At 66.3% G+C, this 21149-nt stretch carries 18 protein-coding genes and 1 pseudogene; 2 read left to right on the forward strand and 17 right to left on the reverse strand.

The window, feature by feature from the left end; genetic code table 11:
• The 11 genes and pseudogenes from ABIR74_RS05945 to ABIR74_RS05995 form a co-directional block, all read right to left on the reverse strand.
• Window positions 1–394 (reverse strand): annotated as a pseudogene (locus tag ABIR74_RS05945) (acetyl-CoA carboxylase carboxyl transferase subunit alpha); the annotation flags it as partial.
• Complete coding sequence (locus tag ABIR74_RS05950; protein WP_348175881.1) at window positions 391–1245, reverse strand: acetyl-CoA carboxylase carboxyltransferase subunit beta; 855 nt, start codon at window positions 1243–1245, stop codon at window positions 391–393. The pseudogene ABIR74_RS05945 and the gene ABIR74_RS05950, both read right to left, overlap by 4 nt.
• Before the next feature lie 35 nt (window positions 1246–1280).
• A complete protein-coding gene (locus ABIR74_RS05955; protein WP_348175882.1) occupies window positions 1281–2045 on the reverse strand; it encodes an arginase family protein in 765 nt (254 codons plus the stop codon).
• 39 nt (window positions 2046–2084) lie between these two features.
• Window positions 2085–3020, reverse strand: coding sequence for a GNAT family N-acetyltransferase (locus ABIR74_RS05960; protein WP_348175884.1), 936 nt, complete (start codon window positions 3018–3020; stop codon window positions 2085–2087).
• 84 nt (window positions 3021–3104) lie between these two features.
• Window positions 3105–4367: a beta-ketoacyl-ACP synthase II gene (gene fabF / locus ABIR74_RS05965; protein WP_348175885.1), complete on the reverse strand. Its 1263-nt coding sequence runs from the start codon at window positions 4365–4367 to the stop codon at window positions 3105–3107.
• Between the two features lie 11 nt (window positions 4368–4378).
• Complete coding sequence (fabG, locus tag ABIR74_RS05970; RefSeq protein ID WP_348175887.1) at window positions 4379–5107, reverse strand: 3-oxoacyl-[acyl-carrier-protein] reductase; 729 nt, start codon at window positions 5105–5107, stop codon at window positions 4379–4381.
• On the reverse strand, window positions 5104–6105 hold the full coding sequence (fabD, locus tag ABIR74_RS05975) for an ACP S-malonyltransferase (protein ID WP_348175889.1): 1002 nt from the start codon (window positions 6103–6105) through the stop codon (window positions 5104–5106). The genes fabG and fabD overlap by 4 nt, the downstream gene beginning before the upstream one ends.
• A 14-nt stretch (window positions 6106–6119) precedes the next feature.
• Window positions 6120–7109: a beta-ketoacyl-ACP synthase III gene (locus ABIR74_RS05980; protein ID WP_348175891.1), complete on the reverse strand. Its 990-nt coding sequence runs from the start codon at window positions 7107–7109 to the stop codon at window positions 6120–6122.
• Entirely contained in the window at window positions 7106–7546 is a 441-nt protein-coding gene (fabZ, locus tag ABIR74_RS05985) for a 3-hydroxyacyl-ACP dehydratase FabZ (protein ID WP_348175892.1), read from the reverse strand. The genes ABIR74_RS05980 and fabZ overlap by 4 nt, the downstream gene beginning before the upstream one ends.
• Window positions 7543–8040, reverse strand: a complete 498-nt coding sequence (locus ABIR74_RS05990) for a sigma-70 family RNA polymerase sigma factor (RefSeq protein ID WP_348175894.1) — start codon at window positions 8038–8040, stop codon at window positions 7543–7545. The genes fabZ and ABIR74_RS05990 overlap by 4 nt, the downstream gene beginning before the upstream one ends.
• Window positions 8041–8209: 169 nt before the next feature.
• Window positions 8210–10306 (reverse strand): N-acetylmuramoyl-L-alanine amidase, encoded by a 2097-nt coding sequence (locus ABIR74_RS05995; RefSeq protein ID WP_348175896.1) that lies wholly within the window; start codon window positions 10304–10306, stop codon window positions 8210–8212.
• Between the two features lie 167 nt (window positions 10307–10473).
• Here ABIR74_RS05995 and ABIR74_RS06000 point away from each other — a divergent pair, with 167 nt between their 5' ends.
• Window positions 10474–11253, forward strand: a complete 780-nt coding sequence (locus tag ABIR74_RS06000) for a slipin family protein (protein ID WP_348175907.1) — start codon at window positions 10474–10476, stop codon at window positions 11251–11253.
• Window positions 11254–11400: 147 nt separating this feature from the next.
• On the opposite strand, the gene gyrA is transcribed toward ABIR74_RS06000, so the two are convergent.
• From gyrA to dnaA, 6 genes are all read right to left on the reverse strand, one after another.
• On the reverse strand, window positions 11401–13968 hold the full coding sequence (gene gyrA / locus ABIR74_RS06005; RefSeq protein ID WP_348175898.1) for a DNA gyrase subunit A: 2568 nt from the start codon (window positions 13966–13968) through the stop codon (window positions 11401–11403).
• A gap of 141 nt (window positions 13969–14109) precedes the next feature.
• Window positions 14110–16491 (reverse strand): DNA topoisomerase (ATP-hydrolyzing) subunit B, encoded by a 2382-nt coding sequence (gene gyrB, locus ABIR74_RS06010; RefSeq protein WP_348175899.1) that lies wholly within the window; start codon window positions 16489–16491, stop codon window positions 14110–14112.
• Between the two features lie 70 nt (window positions 16492–16561).
• Window positions 16562–17029 carry a DUF721 domain-containing protein gene (locus ABIR74_RS06015; protein ID WP_348175901.1) on the reverse strand — a complete coding sequence of 156 codons (468 nt, stop codon included), beginning with the start codon at window positions 17027–17029 and terminating at the stop codon, window positions 16562–16564.
• On the reverse strand, window positions 17029–18123 hold the full coding sequence (gene recF / locus ABIR74_RS06020) for a DNA replication and repair protein RecF (RefSeq protein WP_348175909.1): 1095 nt from the start codon (window positions 18121–18123) through the stop codon (window positions 17029–17031). Before recF ends, ABIR74_RS06015 begins: the two co-directional genes overlap by 1 nt.
• Window positions 18087–19217: a DNA polymerase III subunit beta gene (dnaN, locus tag ABIR74_RS06025; protein ID WP_348175903.1), complete on the reverse strand. Its 1131-nt coding sequence runs from the start codon at window positions 19215–19217 to the stop codon at window positions 18087–18089. Before dnaN ends, recF begins: the two co-directional genes overlap by 37 nt.
• Before the next feature lie 154 nt (window positions 19218–19371).
• Window positions 19372–20748 (reverse strand): chromosomal replication initiator protein DnaA, encoded by a 1377-nt coding sequence (dnaA, locus tag ABIR74_RS06030; protein ID WP_348175905.1) that lies wholly within the window; start codon window positions 20746–20748, stop codon window positions 19372–19374.
• Between the two features lie 327 nt (window positions 20749–21075).
• On the opposite strand from dnaA, the gene rpmH reads away from it, so the two are divergent.
• Window positions 21076–21149 (forward strand): 50S ribosomal protein L34 (gene rpmH / locus ABIR74_RS06035; RefSeq protein WP_348175911.1); only part of this gene is annotated, 74 nt, incomplete at its 3' end.

Here is a 21149-nt window from a genome sequence, read left to right on the forward strand (position 1 = left end):
TCCGGTAGCCCTCCGGGTACGCCATGCCGAAGTTACGCCTCGTGCGCTCTTTCAGGTCGCGGCCCTTCTGGTGGCCGAGCACGGCAATCGTTCGTCCCTCGAGCTTGCCGATCCCTGCGACGATCGCATGGTCGTCCATCCGGCCGCGGTCGCCGTGGAGCTCGAAGAAGTCGTCGAGAATCCTCTCTATGTAGTCGAGCGAGTACGGGCGATCCTGATGGCGGGCCAACTCGACGCGCTTCCAGATCTCCTCGTCGGACGTGTCGTCCTTGAGTCGCTCGAGCTGCCGTTGCAGGCGCTCGAGCTCGGCGGACAGCTGCGTCCCGCGGAGGAGCTTGACCCCGCTCAGCTTGGCGAGACGGTCGCGGAGCCCGAGCTCGGCGTCGTTCGTCACGGCTTGCTCCCGAAGAGCCGCAGGAGCTGCGCAAGCACCGGCCGCAGCTCCCCACGCGGCACGATCCGGTCGATGTGGCCGAAGCGAAGATTTGACTCGGCGAGACCGAAGTCCTCGGGAAGCTTCTCGCGTGTCGTCTGTGCAACGACCCGCGGGCCGGCGAACGACATCAGCGCGCCCGGTTCCGCGATGAGGACGTCACCGAGCGAGGCGAAGCTGGCGAGCAGGCCGCCCGTCGTCGGGTGCGCGAGAACGGAGATCATCACGCCGCCCGCTTCGTGAAGATCTTCGAGGGCGCAGATCGTCTTCGGCAGCTGCATGAGGGCGAGGATCCCTTCCTGCATCCGCGCGCCTCCCGACGACGACACGGAAACGAGCGGAAGGCCGTCTTCGGCGGCATGATCGCAGGCCCGGGCGAACTTTTCGCCGACGACGCTCCCCATCGAGCCGCCCATGAAGGAGAAGTCCATCACAGCGAGCCGGCACGGAAGGAGCTCGATCCGCGCCGTGCCGGTGATCATCGCATCACCGAGGCCCGTCGCAACCTCCGCCTCCGCGAGCCGCTCCGTGTACGGCTTGAGGTCGAAGAACTCGAGAGGATCGCCCGAGCGCAGCGCACTCTCGTCCTCGACGAAGCTCGATGGATCGGAGAGCTGCCTGATCCGCTCGAGACCGCGAACGGCGAAGTGGTGCCCACATTGCGGGCAGACCCGGAGGTGTTCCTGCAGCTCGTCGTCACGGTAGTGGGATCCACACCCGGGACAGGTGTTTGGGTGCTTCTTCGCCGTCCCGTCGTCGAGAGTGGCCCGCTTGTGCTCGATCGAGACATCGATCTTGTCGGTGGCGGACATCTACGCCATCTTAGACCCGCGCTTCGCCCGGACGGTTACAGTCCGGCGGCGCGGGCGAGTCGGATCAGGATCTCGGGGTCAGCACGCTCGCCAAGACCGGTCAGGCCGAGCCCGGCAAGGGGGCGTTTCGCGGCGACGTCGCGCAGGAGCGCCTCGGCGTCGGCAAGCGTCGGCCCGCCCGGTTCCGGCATGAAGACGTCGAGCGCGCCAGGACGAAGAACGTCGCAGTCGAACGCGACGTAGACCCGATTACAGCCATCGAGCGCGCGGTCGAGGTCGGCGTCGATTCCCATCTGCTCCATGTATGCGACCTCCGGTGGATCGAGGCTCCGGGCCCAGACGTGCGCGACGTCGCTTGGAGCAACGGCCCCCGCGTCGAGCGCCATCCGCAACGGCATCCCCCATTCGTTTCCGGACGGCGAGGTCTCGGGCGTGTTGAGGTCGCCGTGAGCGTCGACCCACACGACTGCGAGCCGCCCGCGGCGCGCAGCGAAGCCGCGGATCGCGCCGATGTGCGAGCAGCAGCAGCCGCCGAGTACGAGCGCTCGTGCGGGCAGGTTGCGCATGTGCACCGCCACCTGCTCCTCCAGCGAGTCCTCCTCGATCACGGCCGCCTCGGGAAAGGGCAACGGGATCGTTGCGGCGGCGGCCATCGACTCGCCGCCGCTCCCCCACGCCCGCGGGACGCGGACGAGGCCGGCGGCGAACTCGCGCCCGCAGCTGTGGCACTGATACTCGTCGTCGAAGGCGACCGCCGTCAGTGTCCTGCAATCCGGGCAGCGCGCGCGCAGGGTGCTCAAGTGATCCGCTCGGCATCGGCTGACGACGGCACGACGAGCTCAGTCACCGGCTCGAAGCTCCTTCTGCCAGACGTCGGCGCGCCAGAGGACATCCATGCCGGCGCGCTCGTAGAGGCGCGTGGCGCCTGTCGGGTTCTCGCTATCCACCCCGAGCGCAACGGTATTCTCCCCGCGCTCGGCGAAGCGACGGAAGCTCTCCTGGAGCAAGACGAGGCCGAGGCCGCGGCGTCGCCATGCGGGCCGAACCGCGAGGTTTCCGATCCATCCCCAGTCCCCCATGCGCTTGTCGTAGTTGACCGAGAGTCCTGCAACCTCATCACCGTCCCAGACGACCACAACGAGCTCGGGATCGAAACGCGCAAGCGTCGTGATCTTCGCTTCCCGCCACTCCGAGTACGTCTGCGGCTCGTGGCCCCACTCGCTCACGAAGGCTTCCTCGAAGGCCGCGTGGACGGCCGGCCCGTGGAGATCCGCGTCAAACGGCCTGAAGCTCAGATCGTCCGGAAGCTCCGGCGTGGGCTCGCGACCGTTCGATGATCGAATCATCCGGAAGAACGTCCGGACGTGCTCGAACCCCTTTCCCGAGAAGAGCAAGGGTGCGCGGATGTCGCCATACAGATGCGCCGACTCGAGGTAGACGCGGCGTCCGGGCGCAAGTCCGGGCTCGAGGGCGCGGGCTCGCGTCTCGACGGCATCGAGGAGGAGCGCGCCGCCACCGCGACCGGTGTACGCAGGATGCACGTAGCCGTCGGTGCTGATTCTGCCCTCGCGAATCTCCGAGAGGTGCATGACTCCGGCGATCGAGTCGCCGTCGATAGCAACCCACACGTTCTGCTCGAGGTCGAGCCCCTCCCACTCCTCGCGCAGCTCCTGCTCTGTCCAGTCGGTATCGCCGTAGATCGCGCGGTCGCAGGCCTGCATGAGAGAGAGAACCTCGGCGAAGTCAGCTGTCCGGTGGGGGCGGCGGAGTTCCACGACGGCAAGTCTAGGGGCGTTGCCTGTCTTCGCCTCGGACGAGGGTCGCGATATCGAGGGCGCCGACGGAGGTCCACGAGGCCGCTACGGCTCGTCGTGCCAGCGGCGGAAGACGAGGCACGCGTTGTGCCCACCGAAGCCAAAGGAGTTCGAGACGCCGATCTCGACCTGCTCGTGGCGGGCCTCGTTTGGGATGTAGTCGAGGTCACACGTCGGGTCGGGGGTCGTCTGATTGATCGTCGGCGGCAGGATCCCACGCTCGAGCGCGAGGATGGTGAAGATCGCCTCCATCGCTCCGGCTGCACCGAGACAGTGGCCCGTCGCCCCCTTGGTGGAGGAGATCGGGGTTCGATAGGCCTTGTCTTCGCCAAGCGCGACTTTCAGCACTCGCGTCTCCCCCGAGTCCCCTGAGGGAGTCGAGGTGCCGTGGGCGTTGACGTAGCCGACGTCCTCCGCCTCGATCCCGGCGTCGGCGAACGCCATCTTGAGAGCCCTTGCCGGGTTCTCTCCCGTCGGATCCGGGTCTGAGACGTGGTTCGCGTCGGACGAGACGCCGTAACCGATGAGCTCGGCGTAGATCTTCGCGCCACGCGCCTTCGCGTGCTCGAGCTCCTCGATCACTACCATGCCCGCCGCCTCGCCCATGACGAAGCCGTCGCGCTCACCGTCGAACGGTCGCGAGCCCCGCTCGGGGTCGTCGTTCCGCCTCGAAATCGCGCGCATGGCCGCGAAACCAGCGATGCTCACACTCGTCACGGGCGCTTCCGTACCTCCACAGATCATCACGTCGGCGCGACCGAGCCGGATCGCGTCCATCCCGTCGCCAATCGCCATGTTCGACGCTGCACACGCCGTGCACTGCGAGAGCAAGGGGCCACGCGTTCCGAGCTCGATGGAGACCCAGCCTGCCGCGAGGTTCGGGATGATCTGGACGATCGAGAACGGGTTTACTCGGTCGGGGCCACGGTCGTTCAACTGGTTGACGCACGTCTCGAACGACTTCAACCCTCCGATGCCGGTGGCAACGGCGGCGCCGACACGCTCGGCGATCGGGCCTATCACGAGCCCGGAGTCGGACTCGGCCTGACGGGCTGCGGCGAGCGCAAGATGCGTGAACCGATCCATCCGGCGCGACGCCTTGTAGTCCATGTAGTCGGTGATCTCGAGATCCCTGACCTCACACGCGAAGTGCACCGCATAGTCGCTCGTGTCGAACTGTGTGATCGGCCCGGCGCCCGACTTTCCCGCGATCAGGTTGGACCAGGTCTCCTCGGCCGTGTTACCCAGGGAACTGACGGCACCGATCCCGGTCACGACGACTCTCCGCTGTCCGTTGCTCGTCTCCACGGGGAAGCAGGCTACATGCCGAGGCCACCGTCGACGAGCAGCACCTCGCCCGTGACGAATGACGCCTGGTCGGAACAGAGGAATCGTACGGCGCTCGCGACGTCGTCCGGCGCACCGAGCCGGCCGAGCGGCGTCTGTTGCCGCATCGCCTCGGTCGCCTCCTCGGGGAGAACGTCTGTGAGCTGAGTCGTGATGTAACCCGGCGCGACGACATTCGCCCTGACGTTGCGGCTGCCGAGCTCACGAGCCAGGGACTTGGTGAACCCGATGATCCCCGCCTTCGATGCCGCGTAGTTCGTCTGGCCCCCGTTGCCGTGGACACCGACGATTGATGAGACGTTGACGATGGAGCCCGAGCGCTTCTTCATCATCGGCCGCGTGACTGCACGACAGGTGTAGAAGACCGAGGAGAGGTTCGTCTGGATCACCGTGTGCCAGTCGTCGTCACTCATGCGCGCAAGCAGCCCATCACGTGTCAGGCCCGCGTTGTTGACGAGGATGTCGATGTCGCCCGCGCTCTCGACGAGCGCGAGCGCGGATGCCGGATCGGAGACATCGGCGCGCACTGCGCGCCCGCCGATCGCCGCCGCGACCTCTTCGGCCTCCTGCTCGCCCGACCGGTAGCCGACGACGACCGATGCTCCGGCTGCAGCCAGCTCTTCGGCGATCGCGCGGCCGATCCCGCGCGAGGCGCCGGTGACGAGCGCGGCCTTTCCCTCGAGGGAGCAGAAGGCGCTCATGTCGAGAGCACCTCGCGTGCCTTCTCCAGGCTCGCAAGATCATTGACGGAGATCGCTCGGACACTCCTGTCGATGCGCTTGATCAGTCCGGAGAGAACGTTGCCGGGCCCGACCTCGACGAACGTGGTGACACCGTCCTGAACAAGCTCCCGCGCAGCCTGCGTGAACCTCACGGGCGCGGTCAGCTGCTCGACGAGAATCGCTGCGAACCGCGTTGCGGGCTCGACGTGGGCGGTGACGGTCGACATGAAAGGCGCGATCGGGTCGTGGAAGCGGATCGTCTCGATCGCCGGCCGCAGCCGCTCTGCCGCACGCTCGACGAGCGGGCTGTGGAACGCCCCGGACACCTTCAGCTTGATTGCCCTGCGCGCCCCGATGGACTCGGCCTCGGCGCAGAGCCGATCGACTGCGGCGTTCTCGCCGGAGACGACGATCTGGCCAGGGCAGTTGTAGTTCGCCGGCCACACTCCTTCGATCCGACTGCAGAGCTCCTCGACCACCTCGTCCTCGAGGCCGAGGATCGCCGCCATCGAGCCCGGATGCAAGCGGGCCGCCTCGGCCATTGCGAGCCCCCGCTCACGAACAAAGCCGATCGCCTCGCCCGTCCCCATCGCGGAAACCGAAGCAAGCGCTGCGAACTCCCCCACCGAGTGGCCAACGACGACATCCGGCTCGAGCCCCTCGGCGCGGATGGCGGCCAGAATCGCGAGTGATGTCGCGATCAACGCGGGCTGTTGCACCTCGGTGTCGACGAGCTCCTCGAGCGGAGTGTCGAAGCAGAGCTTCTGGAGGTCGAGGCCGGAGGCCTCGCTCCCGGCGCGATAGACGTCCATCGCAGCCGGAACGGCCTCGGCGAGCTCCCGTCCCATACCCGCCTCGAGCGCTCCCTGACCCGGAAAGCAAAACGCAACCTTGCTCATGTGATCCTTCCCTTCGGTCAATGGCTTGTACTCAAGCGTCACGAGCTCCTCCTGTGCGCCGACCAAACGCGTCACCATCTAGGAAGTTCTGCCTAGGCAGAACTTCTCCACTCGATCAACGCCGAGCCCCACGTGAGCCCGGCACCCATCCCCGTCATCAAGACGAGCGCGCCGTCCGTGAGGCGCCCCTCGGCGCGTGCGTCGGCGAGCGCGAGCGGGATCGACCCGGACGACGTGTTTCCGTACCGATCGACGTTGACGACCGTCTTCTCGGGTGCGATCCCGAGCTTGCCGACGGCGTAATCGATGATGCGCTTGTTCGCCTGGTGCGGAACGTAGACATCGACCTCGTCGATCGTCTTATCGCACTGCTCGAGCACCGCATTGGCCGAAGTGACCATCACGCGCGTCGCGAACTTGAAGACCTCGCGACCGTTCATGATGAGCGCGGGCTTCGGGCCTTCGTAGTGGCGTGAGCCGCTGCCCGGATAGCAGAGATGGATGCCGCCGCCGCCGTCGGCGCCGAGCTCGAAGCCGAGGAATCCGCCCGTCGTCACCGGCTCCATGACCACCGCTCCGGCGCCGTCGCCGAAGAGAACGACAGTGGAGCGATCCTCCCAATCGAGCACCTTCGACAGCAGGTCGCCGCCGACGACGAGCGCCTTCTTCGAGAGGCCCGATGCAAGCATCCCGTACGCTTGGGCGATCGCATACATGAATCCGGTGCAGCCTGCGAGCAGGTCGTACGCAGCCGCGTTCCGCATCCCGAGCGTGTCGGCCATCAGGGCGGACGCGGTCGGGAACAGCATGTCGGGGGTCACGGTGGCGCAGATCAGAAGATCGATCTCGGACGCATCTGCTCGCGCCTCTGCCAGGGCCTCGCGCACCGCAGGGAGAGCGATGTCCGTGAGGGCCTCGTCCTGTGAGGCGATGCGGCGCTCGCGGATACCGGTGCGCTCGCGAATCCACTCGTCCGAGGTGTCGACGAACCGAGCCATATCGTCGTTCGTCATCACCGTCTCGGGGACATTCGTCCCGAGGCCGGTGATCCCGATGCGCTGACCCGCGGTGGAACCGATCATCGCTCGACCGCAAAAGTCAGAGTTCCCCGTACGGCGAGCGCGCCGTCGACCGTCGCTGTTGCCTTCCCGCGCCCGATCGGTCCGCGCATCACGTCGATCTCACAGGTGAGCGTCAGCGTCTCACCGGGTGTGACAACACGCTTGAACCGGCAGTCGTCGATTCCCGCGAAGAACGCAATCTTGCCACGGTTGTCCTCCTCCACGAGCACGGCCACGGCGCCCGCCTGGGCCATCGCCTCGACGATGAGCACGCCCGGCATCACCGGCCGCTCCGGAAAATGCCCGGGGAACCACCAGTCGTCCGCACGGACAAGCCGCGTTGCGACGACTTTCTTCCCGGGAACGAGCTCGATCACCTCGTCGAGCAGAAGGAAGGGGTCACGGTGCGGCAGGATGCTCTCGATCACGTCCTTGCCGAATGGGGCTGTCGGCGTCACGCTGCGGCTCCTTCCTCGAGCAGGTCGCGCATCGTCGTGCGCGCCCTGTGGGCGTAGCACTTGGCGGTGCCGACGGGCATCCCGGACGAGGCAGAGATCTCCTCGAACGAGAAGCCAAGGGCATCCTTGAGGACGAGAACATGCGCCTGCGCGACGGGCAGGGTCGCGAGGCCATCGCGGAGGTCGGCCCGAAGCTCGGAGAGTTCCGCCTCGCGGTCCGGCGTCGGACCCTCCGCGGCACGGAAATCGTCCTCGAGAGGAGCGTGGCTCCTCGCGCTCCGACGCAGCGCCACGTCACGGCAGGCATTCAGGGTCAGACGGTGGAGCCAGGTCGAGAACGCCGCCTCACCACGGAACTGACCGAGCTTGACACATAGCTTGGCCAGGGCCTCCTGGGCTGCGTCACGCGCATCCTCCGGGTCGCCGAGCACGTGGTGAGCGAGGCGCCCGACGCGTGGCGCATGACGCTCACAGAGCACCTCCAGGGCTCTCACATCTCCGTCCTTCGCACGAGTCACGAGAATCGGATCGCTGAGTCGCTCATACGTGAGTTGGGGCTCCGGCCGAAGCGGAGCGCCGATTCGACTCCGTGAACGTCGAGACGGTTGCACCAGGCGAGTCTACTGTCCCGGCGTGGCGTCCAGGCCCCTGGGTCGGCAACCCCTACGGGTAACGGAGGGCGGCGCTGCGGTTCCCGGCAGCGTCACGGGCGATGGCGACAAGCGTGCTGACACGCTTGACACCGCCGAGCGTCAGATAGCCGGGCGCCGGTGCTTCGAGCCGTCGAATCGATCCATTCACGCGTGCCGTCAGCGTGGCCGCCTCCGAGACCCAGATGCGAGCGGGCTTCAGGGCGAGCCGCAGTTTTGGAGCGTTCGCGTCGCGGAGAAACGGCAGCGCGGTGGTCGCGGTCCCGACGCCGTCGGTCGCGTCGATCACGGCCGTGTACTGGCCGTCCGGTGCGACGCCGACCCGCTTTGTCCCGTCCCAGGTGACCGTCTGCTTCCCGGCAGCAAAGCTCGTGTTGGCGAGCGTCGCAACCCACTTGCCGTCACGGAGGACGCGAAGTCGGACGGTGGCGGGGGCGGTGAGCACGAACCCGACTCTGAGCTGATCACCCTTCCCGTCGCCGTTCGGGGAGAAGACGGCGGGCATGAGCGAGGGCGATCCGAACGTGCGCGTGATCACGATCTCGAGCTCCGCGGTCGCTACTACTCCGCGCGGGTCGGTCGCCGTAAGCGCAATCCGATAGGCGCCGTCCGGCTGTCCGAGACCGTCGAACGTCAGCGTGTGCGAGCCTGCCGTCTGGCGGGTTGCCGGGAGCACCTCCGCGAGCACGTCACCCGCCGCACCGAGCAGGGCGGCCGACACCGTTGCCGCTGTCGAGATCGTGTACGTGATCGTCGTCGTATCCGCGAACCCGTCTCCGTTCGGGGTGAACGTCGCCGGATCTGCAGCGACATCAGTGAGTGCGAGCGGGCCACCCGTTGTCGGCTTGCCGAAACTGCCCGTTGCAGGCGTTGCACCCCCGACCTCGATCCGCCACCGGATTCCCGTGCCGGTGATCAGAGCGGCGTCCCACGTCCAGTCCAGAGCGGGACCCTTCCCGATCTGGGAGCCAATCTCGGTGCCGAGTGCGTCAACGACGACCACGCGCCAAGCTTGGGTGGCGGAGACTCGCGCCCGGAACCGCACCGCACCGCCAAGGCTTCCGGTGGCCGTCGGCTCGAAGATCTTCGGCAAGCCGAGCGCGAATGTCCTGGCCGCGATGCTTCCCAGCTGTCCGTAGAGCTGATCGCCCGGGCAGCTCGTCTGGCCCGTATCGCGATGGCCGGATACGGCTCGGAGCGTGACCGGTACGCCCGGGAGGTAGCGCTCGCTGCCGCCCGAGACGACGGCGACAGCAGCCTGGGGGTCGACGTGGGCGAGGTCGAGGCGCCAGGCGAGCAGCTTCTCGAGCGACCGCGAGGCTGCGGGCGGGATCGCGGAAGTGCCGAACGTGCCGATCACCGCGACGCCGACCGCCCCCGTGTTGAAGCCGCGCGCGTGGGCGCCGATCACGTTCCTGTCGATGCCGCCGTATCGCCCTTCGTACACCGTGCCATAGCGGTCGACGAGGAAGTTGTAGCCGATGTCGTTCCACCCGTTCGACTTGACGTGGTAGGTCTGGATGCCGCGCATGATCGCCGCGGCCTGCGCCGGGGAGTAGTCGTTCGGGCCTGCCGTGTGGTGGACGATCGCGAAGCGAACGCTCGGCGCGTAGTCAGGAGCTCCTCCCCGAATCGTCTCGTCCGCTCCCCAGGCGCTGCGCGGAACGATTGCGGGGGCGCCCGCGACGGCGAGCGCTCTGAGAGGCACCATTCGCTCGGGGCTGCGGACGAACGAGGCCCGAAGAGCCGTGACCCGGCCTGTGACTCTCGTGCGGATCGCCGTCGACGGCCCCACCCAGGTCGGATTCCCGAGACGCCAGCCGGTGGAACTCGTGCCCTCACCCGTACCGAAATCGGGCTGGTCGTCTCCTTCAACGATCCCGTCGAGCCAGGGACCCCACGTGCCGTCTGCCGCCCGAGCCTGGAACCGAACGGAACCGGGGCCGCGCCAGCGGACGCCAACGAGATCGAACGGCTTTACGGCGATGGCGCGGTCGCCGCTACCCGCGACGGCAAGCGAGCGATACGAGATCGAGGTCGTGCCCGCGTTCCCGACTGCGGGGATCGCGAGCGCGGCGAGCACGGTGATGGTGGCGACGAGAAGCTTCACGGCTGGTTCTAGGGTGGCTGAGTCTGCCGCCCTCCACAAGGATTTCGGCGTCACCCTGATAGAATCCTTACTGTCGTGCGATCACCGCATGTGCGGGAACTTCCCGTTCGCAGCCCGATCTCGGTCGGATCGCTCCCAGCAGAACTCTCCGCTCAACGAAGGGACACATCGTGAATACCGCTCTCATCGTCGGCGCAGTCGTCGCCGTCCTGCTGCTGATCCTGCTGTCAGCCACCGTGAAGATCGCGCGCGAGTACGAGCGGGGTGTCATCTTCCGACTCGGGCGGCTCCTACCCGAGCCGAAGGGGCCTGGGCTCTTTCTCCTGATCCCGTTCGTGGACAAGATGGAGAAGGTCGAGCTGCGCACGGTAACCCTGAACGTCCCACCGCAGGAAGTGATCACCAAGGACAACGTCCCCGTGCGCGTGAATGCCGTCGCCTACTTCAGGATCGTCGAGCCGAAGGCGGCGATCGTCCAGGTCGAGAACTACATGAACGCCACGTCCCAGATCGCGCAGACGACGTTGCGATCGGTGCTCGGCCAGCACGTCCTCGACGAGCTCCTATCGGAGCGCGACAAGATCAACGCGATTCTGCAGACGATCATCGACGACGCCACCTCGCCCTGGGGCATCAAGGTCTCCGTCGTGGAGGTCAAAGACGTCGAGATCCCGAGCGACATGCAGCGAGCGATGGCACGGCAGGCCGAGGCCGAGCGCGAGCGGCGCGCGAAGGTGATCTCCGCCGAGGGCGAGTTCCAGGCGTCCGAACGGTTGAAGGACGCTGCTGCAGTGATGGCGCAGGAGCCGATCACCGTGCAGCTGCGTTATCTGCAGACGCTGCTCGAGATCGGCTCTAACAACAATTCGACGATCGTCTTCCCCATCCCGATCGACCTGCTGACGGCGCTGTCGAAGCTGGCCGGAGGTGAAGGCGGGAAATCGTAAGGCGCGGTAGGACGCTGGTAGGTGAGCCGCGCAGCCCGCGGCCACGGAAGCCCGGTGGCGCCGCGACGCTCGAGCTGCCCCGAGACGAGTTAGACGCCGGGGGCGTCGCTCGTAACGACGCCAGGCCCTCATGCGGCCGGCGTCGCCCTACGCGTCTTCGTCCGCGTCGTCCGCGTCGTCGAGATCAGCGGACAACAGGTCCGTGGCGGGCTCGTCCCCCGCGGGAGCGTCGGAGGTGAGCTTGATGGGCTCGTCGTCGTCAGACCCGACGACCGGCGCCAGCGTCGAGACGTGCTCGCCGTCGCGTAGCCGCGTCACGATCACGCCCTGGGTTGCGCGGCCGGATCGCTTGATTCCGTCGACGGCCATCCTGATGACGGTGCCGGCGTCGGAGATCAGCATCACCTGGTAGCCCTCACGCACGATGCGAGCGCCGGCAAGATGGCCCTTGCCCGCGACGAGCTGCGCCGTCTTGACGCCCATCGTGCCGCGGCCCTTGACCGGGTACTCCGAGACACGGGTGCGTTTGCCCCAGCCGTTCTCGGTCACGACGAGCAGGTCGGCGTCGTCCGAGGCAATGTCTACCTCGATCACCTCGTCGTCGCCTCGGAGCTTCATGCCCGCTACACCGGATGCAGGACGGCCCATCGGCCGCACGTCGCTCTCATGGAACCGCACGGCCTGGCCGAGGCGAGAGACCATGAGGATGTCGTTGTCTCCATCCGAGAGCCGGACGCCGATCAGCTCGTCGTTCTCTCGCATCCTCAGGGCAATGATCCCGTCCGCCTTCAGCGGCGTGTTGTACTCGAGGAACGTGGTCTTCTTGATCACGCCCTTCCTCGTGGCGAAGACGAGGAACTTGGACTCCTTGTAGTCACGCGTTGCGATGACCGCGCGGACGAGCTCGTCCTGCCGGAACGGGAGGAGGTTCACGATGGCGCGGCCCTTCGACTGGCGGGAGCCGAGCGGCAGCTCGTGCACCTTGAGCCGGTAGACCTTGCCGACGCTCGTGAAGAAGAGGATGTAGTCATGGGTCGACGCGACGAAGAGATGCTCGATGTAGTCCTCTTCCTTCATGTCCATGCCCATGACGCCGATCCCTCCGCGGCGCTGCTCCCGGTAGGTCGTGACCGGGAGACGCTTGATGTAGCCGGAGCGGGTGATCGCGATGACCATGTCCTCCTCGGCGATCATGTCCTCGAGCTCGAGCGAGTCCTCGCCCATGACGATCTCGGTTCGACGCTCGTCGGTGCGGCCGTAGGCCTGCTTGATCTCGAGAAGCTCCTCGCGGATCAGGGCATCGACACGGGCAGGCTCACCCAGGATCGCGCGCAGCTCTGCGATGCGCTCTTGCAGGTCCGCGAACTCGGCCTCGATCTCCTTGCGGGCGAGCCCTGTCAGGCGGGCGAGGCGGAGGTCGAGGATCGCCTGAGCCTGGATTTCCGAGAGACCGAAGTTGCTCATCAGTCCGGTGCGGGCGGCATCGGTGTCGTCGGAGCCGCGGATGAGCGCGATCACCGCGTCCAGATTGTCGAGCGCGATGAGGTAGCCCTTGAGAACGTGGGCGCGCTTCTCGTTCTGGCGGAGCTCGAACTTGGAGCGGCGTATCACGACCTCGCGCTGGAACTCCAGGTAGTGGCGCACGATCTCGAGCAGCGACATCACCCGCGGCACGCCGTCGGCGAGCGCAACGGCGTTGTAGCCGAAGGTCGACTGAAGCGCCGTGTGCTTGAACAGTTTGTTCAACGCCACCTGGGGGATGGCGTCCCGCTTCAGCTCGATCTGGATCCGCATCCCGGAACGGTCGGAGTGATCGGCGAGATCCGAGACCTCCGTGATCACCTTCTCGTGGACGAGGTCGGCGATCTTCTTGATCACGCCGCTGTCGCCGCCCTTCTTCACGCCGTAGGGCAGCTCCGTGACGATGATCGCGCTCTTGCCGCCTCGCAGCTCCTCGATATGCGCGCGCGCGCGCATGACGATGCGGCCGCGGCCGGTGCGATAGGCATCGCGGATCCCGGAGCGGCCGACGACGATCGCGCCCGTCGGGAAGTCAGGCCCATGGAGATGCTTCATCAGATCGTCGACGTTCGCTTCGGGCTTGTCGATCAGCTGCACGACTGCGTCAATCGTCTCACCGAGATTGTGGGGTGGCATGTTCGTCGCCATGCCCACTGCAATTCCCGAGGAGCCGTTCACGAGCAGGTTCGGGAAGCGCGCCGGCAGGGCCAACGGCTCCTTGCGTGACTCGTCGTAGTTCGGCCCGAAATCGACGGTGTCCATGTCGATGTCGCGCAACATCTCCGTGGCAAGACGCGTGAGCCGACACTCGGTGTAGCGCATCGTGGCCGGCGGGTCGTCGTCGAGCGAACCGAAGTTGCCCTGCCCGTCGACGAGCGGATAGCGCAGCGAGAACGGCTGTGCCATGCGGACGAGGGTGTCGTAGATCGCCTGGTCGCCGTGCGGGTGGTAGCGACCCATGACGTCGCCGACGATCGAGGCGGACTTCTTGTAGGGACGGTTCGGCTGGACGCCGGCGTCGTGCATACCCCAGAGGACGCGGCGATGGACAGGCTTCAACCCGTCCCGGACATCCGGGAGAGCGCGACTGACGATGACGGACATCGCGTAATCGAGGAAGCTCGTGCGCATTTCGAGCTCGAGCTCGCGCGGCTCGACCCGGCCGACGCCGAGAGGCTCGATTGCATCACTCAAGGTCTTTCCCTCCTAGGGGTAAGACCTAGATAGTGCATTCGGAACGTAGTGCGTTCGTCCGCGATCGGCTGCGGGAAGAGGCCGACGGCGTTACCGGAGACCCGACGAGGTCCCGAATGCCCCATTTATCGTCTGACGAAGTCAAACATCGAGGAACTTCACATCCTTTGCGTTCTGTTCGATGAAGACGCGGCGCGGCTCGACCTGGTCGCCCATCAGCATCGAGAAGACCTGGTCGGCGGCGGCCGCGTCGTCGACCTCGACCTTGAGGAGCATCCTGCGGGCGGGATCCATCGTCGTCTCCCACAACTGCTCCGGGTTCATCTCGCCGAGACCCTTGAAGCGGCTGATCGTCATGCCCTCCTTGGCAAGATCGAGCGTCGCCTGACGGAGCTCGGCGTAGCTCTCGGCGGTGGCGGACTTCTTCCCGTAGGTGAGTTCGAAGCCGGGGAGGCCGACGATCTCAGCGAGCTTCTCATAGGCCCGCTTGAGGCTGGCGTAGGAGGCCGATCCGAAGAGGCCGGCCGGAAGGTCGAGGTGCGTCGCAGCGCTTGTCTCCGTCTCGACGATCTTGACGCTGAGCCTGTCCTCGAGCCGTTCTGTCACCGAGAGCTGATAGCCGTTGTCCGGGATCGCCTTGATCGCGGTCTCCGCATCCTCGGCGTTGAGCGCGGCCGTCTCGACGAGGCGATGCGCAATCACGAAGCGTGCGGCCGTCGGATACTCGCTCTCGAGCTTCGCCTGCCACGCCTCGAGGTCGGAGAGCGCCCGTGTAAAGCGCTGGTACCGCGCCTCCGTGAGGGAGACATCCTCGCCGTCCCGCGACGTGATCGTGATGTCCTTGACGCGCTCGCGAACGAGCAGCTCCTCGAGCTGGCTGTCCTTCTCGAAGTAGTGCTCCTGGTTCCCGAGCTTCACGTGGTAGAGCGGTGGCACGGCGATGTAGATGTGACCGCGCTCGACGAGCTCGCGCATCGTGCGGTAGATGAAGGTGAGGATCAGCGTCCGGATGTGGGCACCGTCGACATCGGCGTCCGTCATCACGATGATCCGCCCGTAGCGGATGTTCTCGATCGTGAACTCGTCACCGAAGCCCGTCCCGATCGCGGTGATCATTGCCTGGATCTCGGTGTTCGAGAGCACCTTGTTGATCCGGTTCTTCTCGCTGTTGATGATCTTCCCGCGGAGCGGCAGGATGGCCTGATAGGTGCGGTCGCGGGCCTGCTTGGCGGAGCCGCCGGCGCTGTCTCCCTCGACGATGTAGAGCTCGCAGAGGTCTGCGTCCTTGAGCGAGCAGTCGGCCAGCTTGCCGGGAAGCGACGAGTTCTCGAGAGCGCTCTTGCGTCGCGTCAGCTCGCGCGCCTTCTTGGCCGCCTGGCGGGCGCGTGAAGCCGAGAGGGCCTTCGTGATGATCTGTCGCGCCTCCGCCGGGTTCTCCTCGAGGAACTCCGCGAGCCCCTGGTTCACGCTCTGCTCGACGAGACCCTTGACGCCCGGGTTGCCGAGTTTCGTCTTCGTCTGGCCCTCGAACTGGGGATCGCGAAGTTTGACCGAGATCACGGTGGCGAGGCCCTCGCGAACGTCCTCGCCCTCGAGGTTGTCTTCCTTCTCCTTCAGGAGCCCCTTGTCGCGCGCGTATTTGTTGAGCGTGCCCGTGAGCGCCGCCTTGAACCCCGAGAGGTGGGTGCCTCCCTCGGTCGTGTTGATGTTGTTCGCGAACGAGAACACCGACTCGACGTACGACGAGTTCCACTGCATCGCCACCTCGACCGCGCCCTGCTCGGTCTCGCCTTCGAAGTAGATGACGTGCTTGTGCACGGTGTCCTTCGCCTCGTTGACGTACGAGACGAAGTCGCGGATCCCGCCCTCGTAGTGGAACTCCTGGATGGTGCCCGCGGGCCGCTCGTCACGCAGCACGATCCGCAGGCCGCGCGTGAGGAATGCCGTCTCCCGCAGGCGCTGCGCAAGGGTGGACGCCGAGAAGTCCGTCTCCTCGAAGATCTCTCTGTCCGGAAAGAACGAGATCGACGTTCCGGTGCCCTCCGCCGGCCCCACTTCTTCCATGTCACCCTGCGGCACACCGCGGGCGAACGCCTGCCGGTAGAGGATCCCGTCGCGGCGAACCTCGGCGACGAGCCATTCCGAAAGCGCATTCACGACCGAGACGCCGACGCCGTGGAGGCCGCCGGAGACCTTATAGCCCTCGCCACCGAACTTTCCGCCCGCGTGGAGCTTCGTGAGCACGACCGTGAGCGCCGGGAGCCCCTGCTCCTCGATCATGTCAACCGGAATGCCGCGGCCCGCATCGACGACCGTGATCGAGTCGTCGGGGTGGATCGTCACATCGACGTAGTCGTTGCGACCGGCGAGCGCCTCGTCAACGGCGTTGTCCACGACCTCGTAGACGAGATGGTGAAGGCCTCTCAAACCGGTCGATCCGATGTACATCCCGGGGCGGAGCCGTACCGGCTCGAGGCCCTCCAGGACCGTGATGTCCTTCGCGGTGTAATCCGTCTCGGTCACGCGGGTGGTATCCCCTTTACTCAGCAGAAAAGCCCTGCAAATAGGGCTTTTTGTGGATCACAACAGTCTATCAGAAACGGCGGCTGGCGGCGGCCTTTGCGAGGCTTGCTGCGGCGGCTCGCGCGATCGTCGAGCGGAGCTCCTCGTCCGTCATCTCGCGGGTGAGCTCTTCTGCGAGAAGCCGGGTTGCGTCATCGACCTCCGGCGCCCTCGTGGCTGTCGCGCCACTCGCGGGGGCGGCAGGCGAAGGGACCGGGCCGGGGCTGAACTTGATCGCGGTCGGAGCCCCTTCCCCCACCGCTGTCGCAAGCTTCGCAACGATGTCCTCCGCGAGCAGGCCGAGCTCGAACGCCCAGCTCGACGATACGGCGGCGACGAGGAGCGTTCCGTCGCGGGCGATCCGCTGTGGCCAGGCGGCCCTTGCAATCGCGTCCCCGACCGCGGCGGGCCAGACGCGAACGACATCGGCGAGGGCGCCTGCATCCGGAACGCCGGCGCCCTTCAGTGCTCCGCGCAACGACCCCTCGAGCCGCTCCATCAGGTGACCTCGACGCGGCCAGGAGTCACCCTGAGAAGCTGGGCCGGGGCGAGTGGAAGGGCCTCCGCGCCCGTGGCGGTGACGATCGTCTGCCCGGCGGTCCCGATGCGCTCACTCAGGATGCGCCGGCGCCGCTCGTCGAGCTCGGAGAGTGCGTCGTCGAGCAACAGCAGCGGCGGCACACGCCGCCGCGCCGCGATCAGCTCGGCCTCGGCCAGCAACAGCGCGAGAACGGCCAGACGCTGCTCTCCCTGCGAGCCGAACGTCCGCAGGTCCCGTTCGCCAGAGCGTACGGCGATCTCGTCGAGGTGCGGTCCGGCGCCGGTCGTGCCCCGCTCGATGTCCCGCTCGAGACGCGTCTCTAGCGACTCGATCGTGGGTAGCTCCGCGTCGTAGCCGAGCGACGCGTCGGCGAGACCGAGCTCTGCCGCTCGCTCCGCAAACCCGGGTTGGAGAAGCTCGATCACGTCGCCGCGCGAGGCCGTCAGGATCGCGCCGAGGTCGGCCACCTGGGCCGTCCACGGCGAGACCACTTCGCGGTCGGAGAGACCCAGTGCGACGCGCCTCAGGGCAGCATTGCGCTGTCCGACGGCCGTCGCGTAGTCGATCGCAACGTGGGCGCGAGCCGGGTAGAGGCGAGCGAGCGAACGGTCGATGTACGCGCGGCGTGCGGCAGGGCCCCCCTTCACGATGACGAGGCGGTCGGGCGTGAATACGAGCGTCGCTAGCTCCGCCCGAAGCTGCTCTGTCGACCGGAGGGTGGCCCCGTCGAGTGTGGCTCGACGGGGCTCGCTCGCGCTGAGGCCCACGGAGACGACGACCGCCGTCGGGCCACGGGTGCCCGTGAGCTCGATCCTTGCGGCGCTCGCGCCCTGTCGGATCAGCTGCGTATCGGAGCGCGAGCGCGGCGAGAATCCCTGGGTTCCGACGTGGAGCGATTCGAGCAGGTTCGTCTTCCCCGCACCGTTGGCGCCGGTCACGAGGACGAGGCCCGGCTCGAGTGAAAGTTCGAGCCGGGCGTACGACCGGAAGTCGCGGAGCGTGACCGAGGTGACGATCAGCCTGCGAGCCTGATCGGCATGATCAGGTACCAGAACGACTCGTCGGCGGACGTGATCAGGCCGGCGCGGAGTGGGTTGATCAACTTCATTCGCACGGTGTCCCCCCGTACCGACTCGACTCCCTCGGCAAGGAACTCGGCGTTGAAGCCGATCTCGAGCGGCTCGCCCGTGTACGCCGCCGGCAACGACTCGTGGGTCTCGCCGACATCCTGGCTCTGAGCCGAGATCGTCAGCTCACCCTCGGCGAAGCGGAGTCGCAGCGGTGCGTTGCGGAGTGCCATCACGGCGGCGCGTCGCACGACGTCGCGGAGCTCCGCACGCGGGAGATCCACCTCGATCTCGAACGACTCCGGAAGCAGGCGGCTGACGTCAGGGAACTGGCCGTCGATGCGGCGAGTGGTCAGCCATGTATCGCCCGTGCCGAAGACCACCGTGTTCTCGTTCACGCCGAGCTCGACCGTCTCCGTACCCGCGGCGATCCGCGAGAGCTCGGCAAGAGCGCGTGCGGGAATGATCGCCTCGAGCTCGGGGCCTTCCGTCTCGAGCTCCGTTTCCTTGAACGACAGGCGGTAGGAGTCCGTCGCCGCCATGAAGAGCTTCTTGCCCTCGAAGCGGACCTGGATGCCGGTCAGGACCGGGCGCGACTCGTCCTTGGACGCCGACCGCGCGACCCGCTCGACCGTCTCGAGCAACGACGGCGTCGCGATCGTGTGGCGCGCCGGGTCGATCACGGGCAGCCTCGGGAAGTCCTCGGCTGCGAAGACATTCAGCTTCGAGGAGTAGCTTCCGCTCGAGATGTGAGCGACGCCTTCGTCGGGCCGATACTCGATCGTCACCTCTGGCGCCGGGAGCAGTCGTGCCAGGTCGACGAGGAGCTTCCCTGGCACGACAACCGCGCTGTCACCTTCCACCGTTGCGGCGAGCGTTGTTCGGAGCGAAAGTTCCATGTCTGTGGCGGCGAGCTCGAGACGGTCTCCGTCGGGGCGCAAAAGGACGCCTGAGAGAACCTGAACCGAGCCGCGCGATGAGACGACGCGAGAAACCGTGGCGAGGGTCGACACGAGCTGATCCCGATCGCAGGTGACTTTGAGGCCCGAACCGACCGTTACGTCTACTTCACTAATCATTTAAAGAACCTCTTGTAGTAGTACATAGGAGTGTGAATGACGGGGAGGACAGCCCAGAACCGCTCTGTGATCCCGTTTGAGGCTGTGGGTCCACTCGTGGAGAACGGGGACGGGTCCCACAGGGGCAGGGTGAACGCGATACGGGTCCCACAGATCACCGGGTCTGTTTGATCCGTGCTGTGAGGTCCTGGACGAGGTTGTACACAGATCTATCCTCAGAAATCAGGCGCGTAATTTTTGATGTGGCATGGATCACGGTGGTGTGGTCGCGCCCGCCGAATTCCTTGCCGATCTTTGGTAGAGAGGCGTCCGTGAGCTCTCGCGAGAGATACATGGCGACCTGTCTCGGGTAGGCAACGGCCTGGGATCGCCGCTGGCTACAGAGCTCTATCACGGAGAGGCCGAACCGGTCGGAGACAGCCTCCTGGATAAGGGTGATCGTAACCGCCGGGATCGCATCGCCGTCGGGGAAAAGGTCACGCAGTACCTGCTCGGCGAGCTCGACCGTGAGCTCCCGACCGGTGAGGGACGAGAAGGCGACGACGCGTGTGAGCGCGCCCTCGAGCTCGCGGATGTTCGTCGAAACGCGGCTCGCGATGAACGTGATCACCTCCGGGTCGGCGATCTCGATCCTGTCGGTCGTCACCTTCTTGCGGAGGATTGCGATCCTCGTCTCGAGGTCGGGCGGCTGAATGTCTGTGATCAGCCCCCATTCGAACCGCGATCGCAGGCGCTCCTCGAGCGTCGCGATCTCCTTTGGGGGACGGTCGGACGAGATCACGATCTGCCGGCCCGCCTCGTAGAGCGAGTTGAAGGTATGGAAGAACTCCTCCTGGATGCGCTCCTTCCCCTCGAAGAACTGAATGTCGTCGACGAGGAGGACGTCGTAGGTGCGGTACCGCTGCTTGAATCCCTCGATACGCTTGTCTCGAAGCGAGTTGATGAAGTCGTTCATGAAGGTCTCGCTCGTCACGTATCGCGTCGTCGAACCCTTCGTGTGCTCGCTTACGTACTGGCCGATCGCCTGCAGAAGGTGGGTCTTTCCGAGCCCGGTGCCGCCGTAGATGAACAACGGGTTGTAGGCCTGGGCGGGTGCCTCGGCAACGGCGAGGGCTGCAGCGTGGGCAAAGCGATTCGAAGACCCGATCACGAATCCGTCGAAGGTGTACTTCGGGCTCGAGGTGGCGGGTGTCGGCGCGCTCGCTGCCACGCGGTCGGCGCCCCGTCCTGCCGAAACCTCTGGTTGTGACTCGGCCGCATCCGCGCCGGGGTCGCGAACGGTGAGCGTGACGCGGATGTCACGCCCGAGGGCGTCACGCGCGGCTGCTTTGACGAAGCCGAGGAAGTGACCCTCGATCCATTCGCGCGTGAAATCGTTCGGGACGACGAGCGAGAATGCATCGTCGTCGAGGTCTCCCGCTGACGCAGCGCCGAACCACGTCGCGTACGTCGTTTCGTTCAGGGCCTCCTGCAGCCGGCTCGAGACGTCGTCCCACAGGCGTTCGGCAGTCGGCTCGGTGGTGTGTTCCACCCTCTGGGGGCTCCTCTCGGATCGTGCGTCGGGAGGGCGAGCATAGCAGCGTCTCGGACCGACTCCAACCCCAAGAGCGCACGGCACAGGGACGCGATAAACCACCATTTTGCAGGACTTTCGCTCCGTCCACATGGATGTCCACAGCTGTGGACAACTTGTTCGCGAGAGCCTTGCTGGACAACGTCTCCGGCACCGATGCAGCACTTTCGTTCTGCCGGCACCGCCCGACGCTTGTGGATAAGTCGGGGAGCGGAGACCTCATCTATACTGACGCACCCGTGCCCGCACGTTGCGGCCCCGAACCGTCGACCGAGAGAGCTTCCTGTGAAACGCACGTATCAGCCCAACGTCCGCCGCCGTAAGCGTAAGCACGGGTTTCGTGCCCGCATGTCGACACG

The organism is Gaiella sp., assembly GCF_039915195.1.
Taxonomy (GTDB): Bacteria; Actinomycetota; Thermoleophilia; order Gaiellales; family Gaiellaceae; genus Gaiella.

Excerpts from the sequence above, each read along its gene's own strand:
- dnaN (WP_348175903.1), bottom strand. The coding sequence starts at position 19,217 with ATGATTAGTGAAGTAGACGTAACGGTCGGTTCGGGCCTCAAAGTCACC.
- ABIR74_RS05950 (WP_348175881.1), bottom strand. The coding sequence starts at position 1,245 with ATGTCCGCCACCGACAAGATCGATGTCTCGATCGAGCACAAGCGGGCC.
- fabG (WP_348175887.1), bottom strand. The coding sequence starts at position 5,107 with ATGAGCGCCTTCTGCTCCCTCGAGGGAAAGGCCGCGCTCGTCACCGGC.
- ABIR74_RS05980 (WP_348175891.1), bottom strand. The coding sequence starts at position 7,109 with ATGATCGGTTCCACCGCGGGTCAGCGCATCGGGATCACCGGCCTCGGG.
- fabD (WP_348175889.1), bottom strand. The coding sequence starts at position 6,105 with ATGGTGACGCGTTTGGTCGGCGCACAGGAGGAGCTCGTGACGCTTGAG.
- ABIR74_RS06015 (WP_348175901.1), bottom strand. The coding sequence starts at position 17,029 with ATGGAGCGGCTCGAGGGGTCGTTGCGCGGAGCACTGAAGGGCGCCGGC.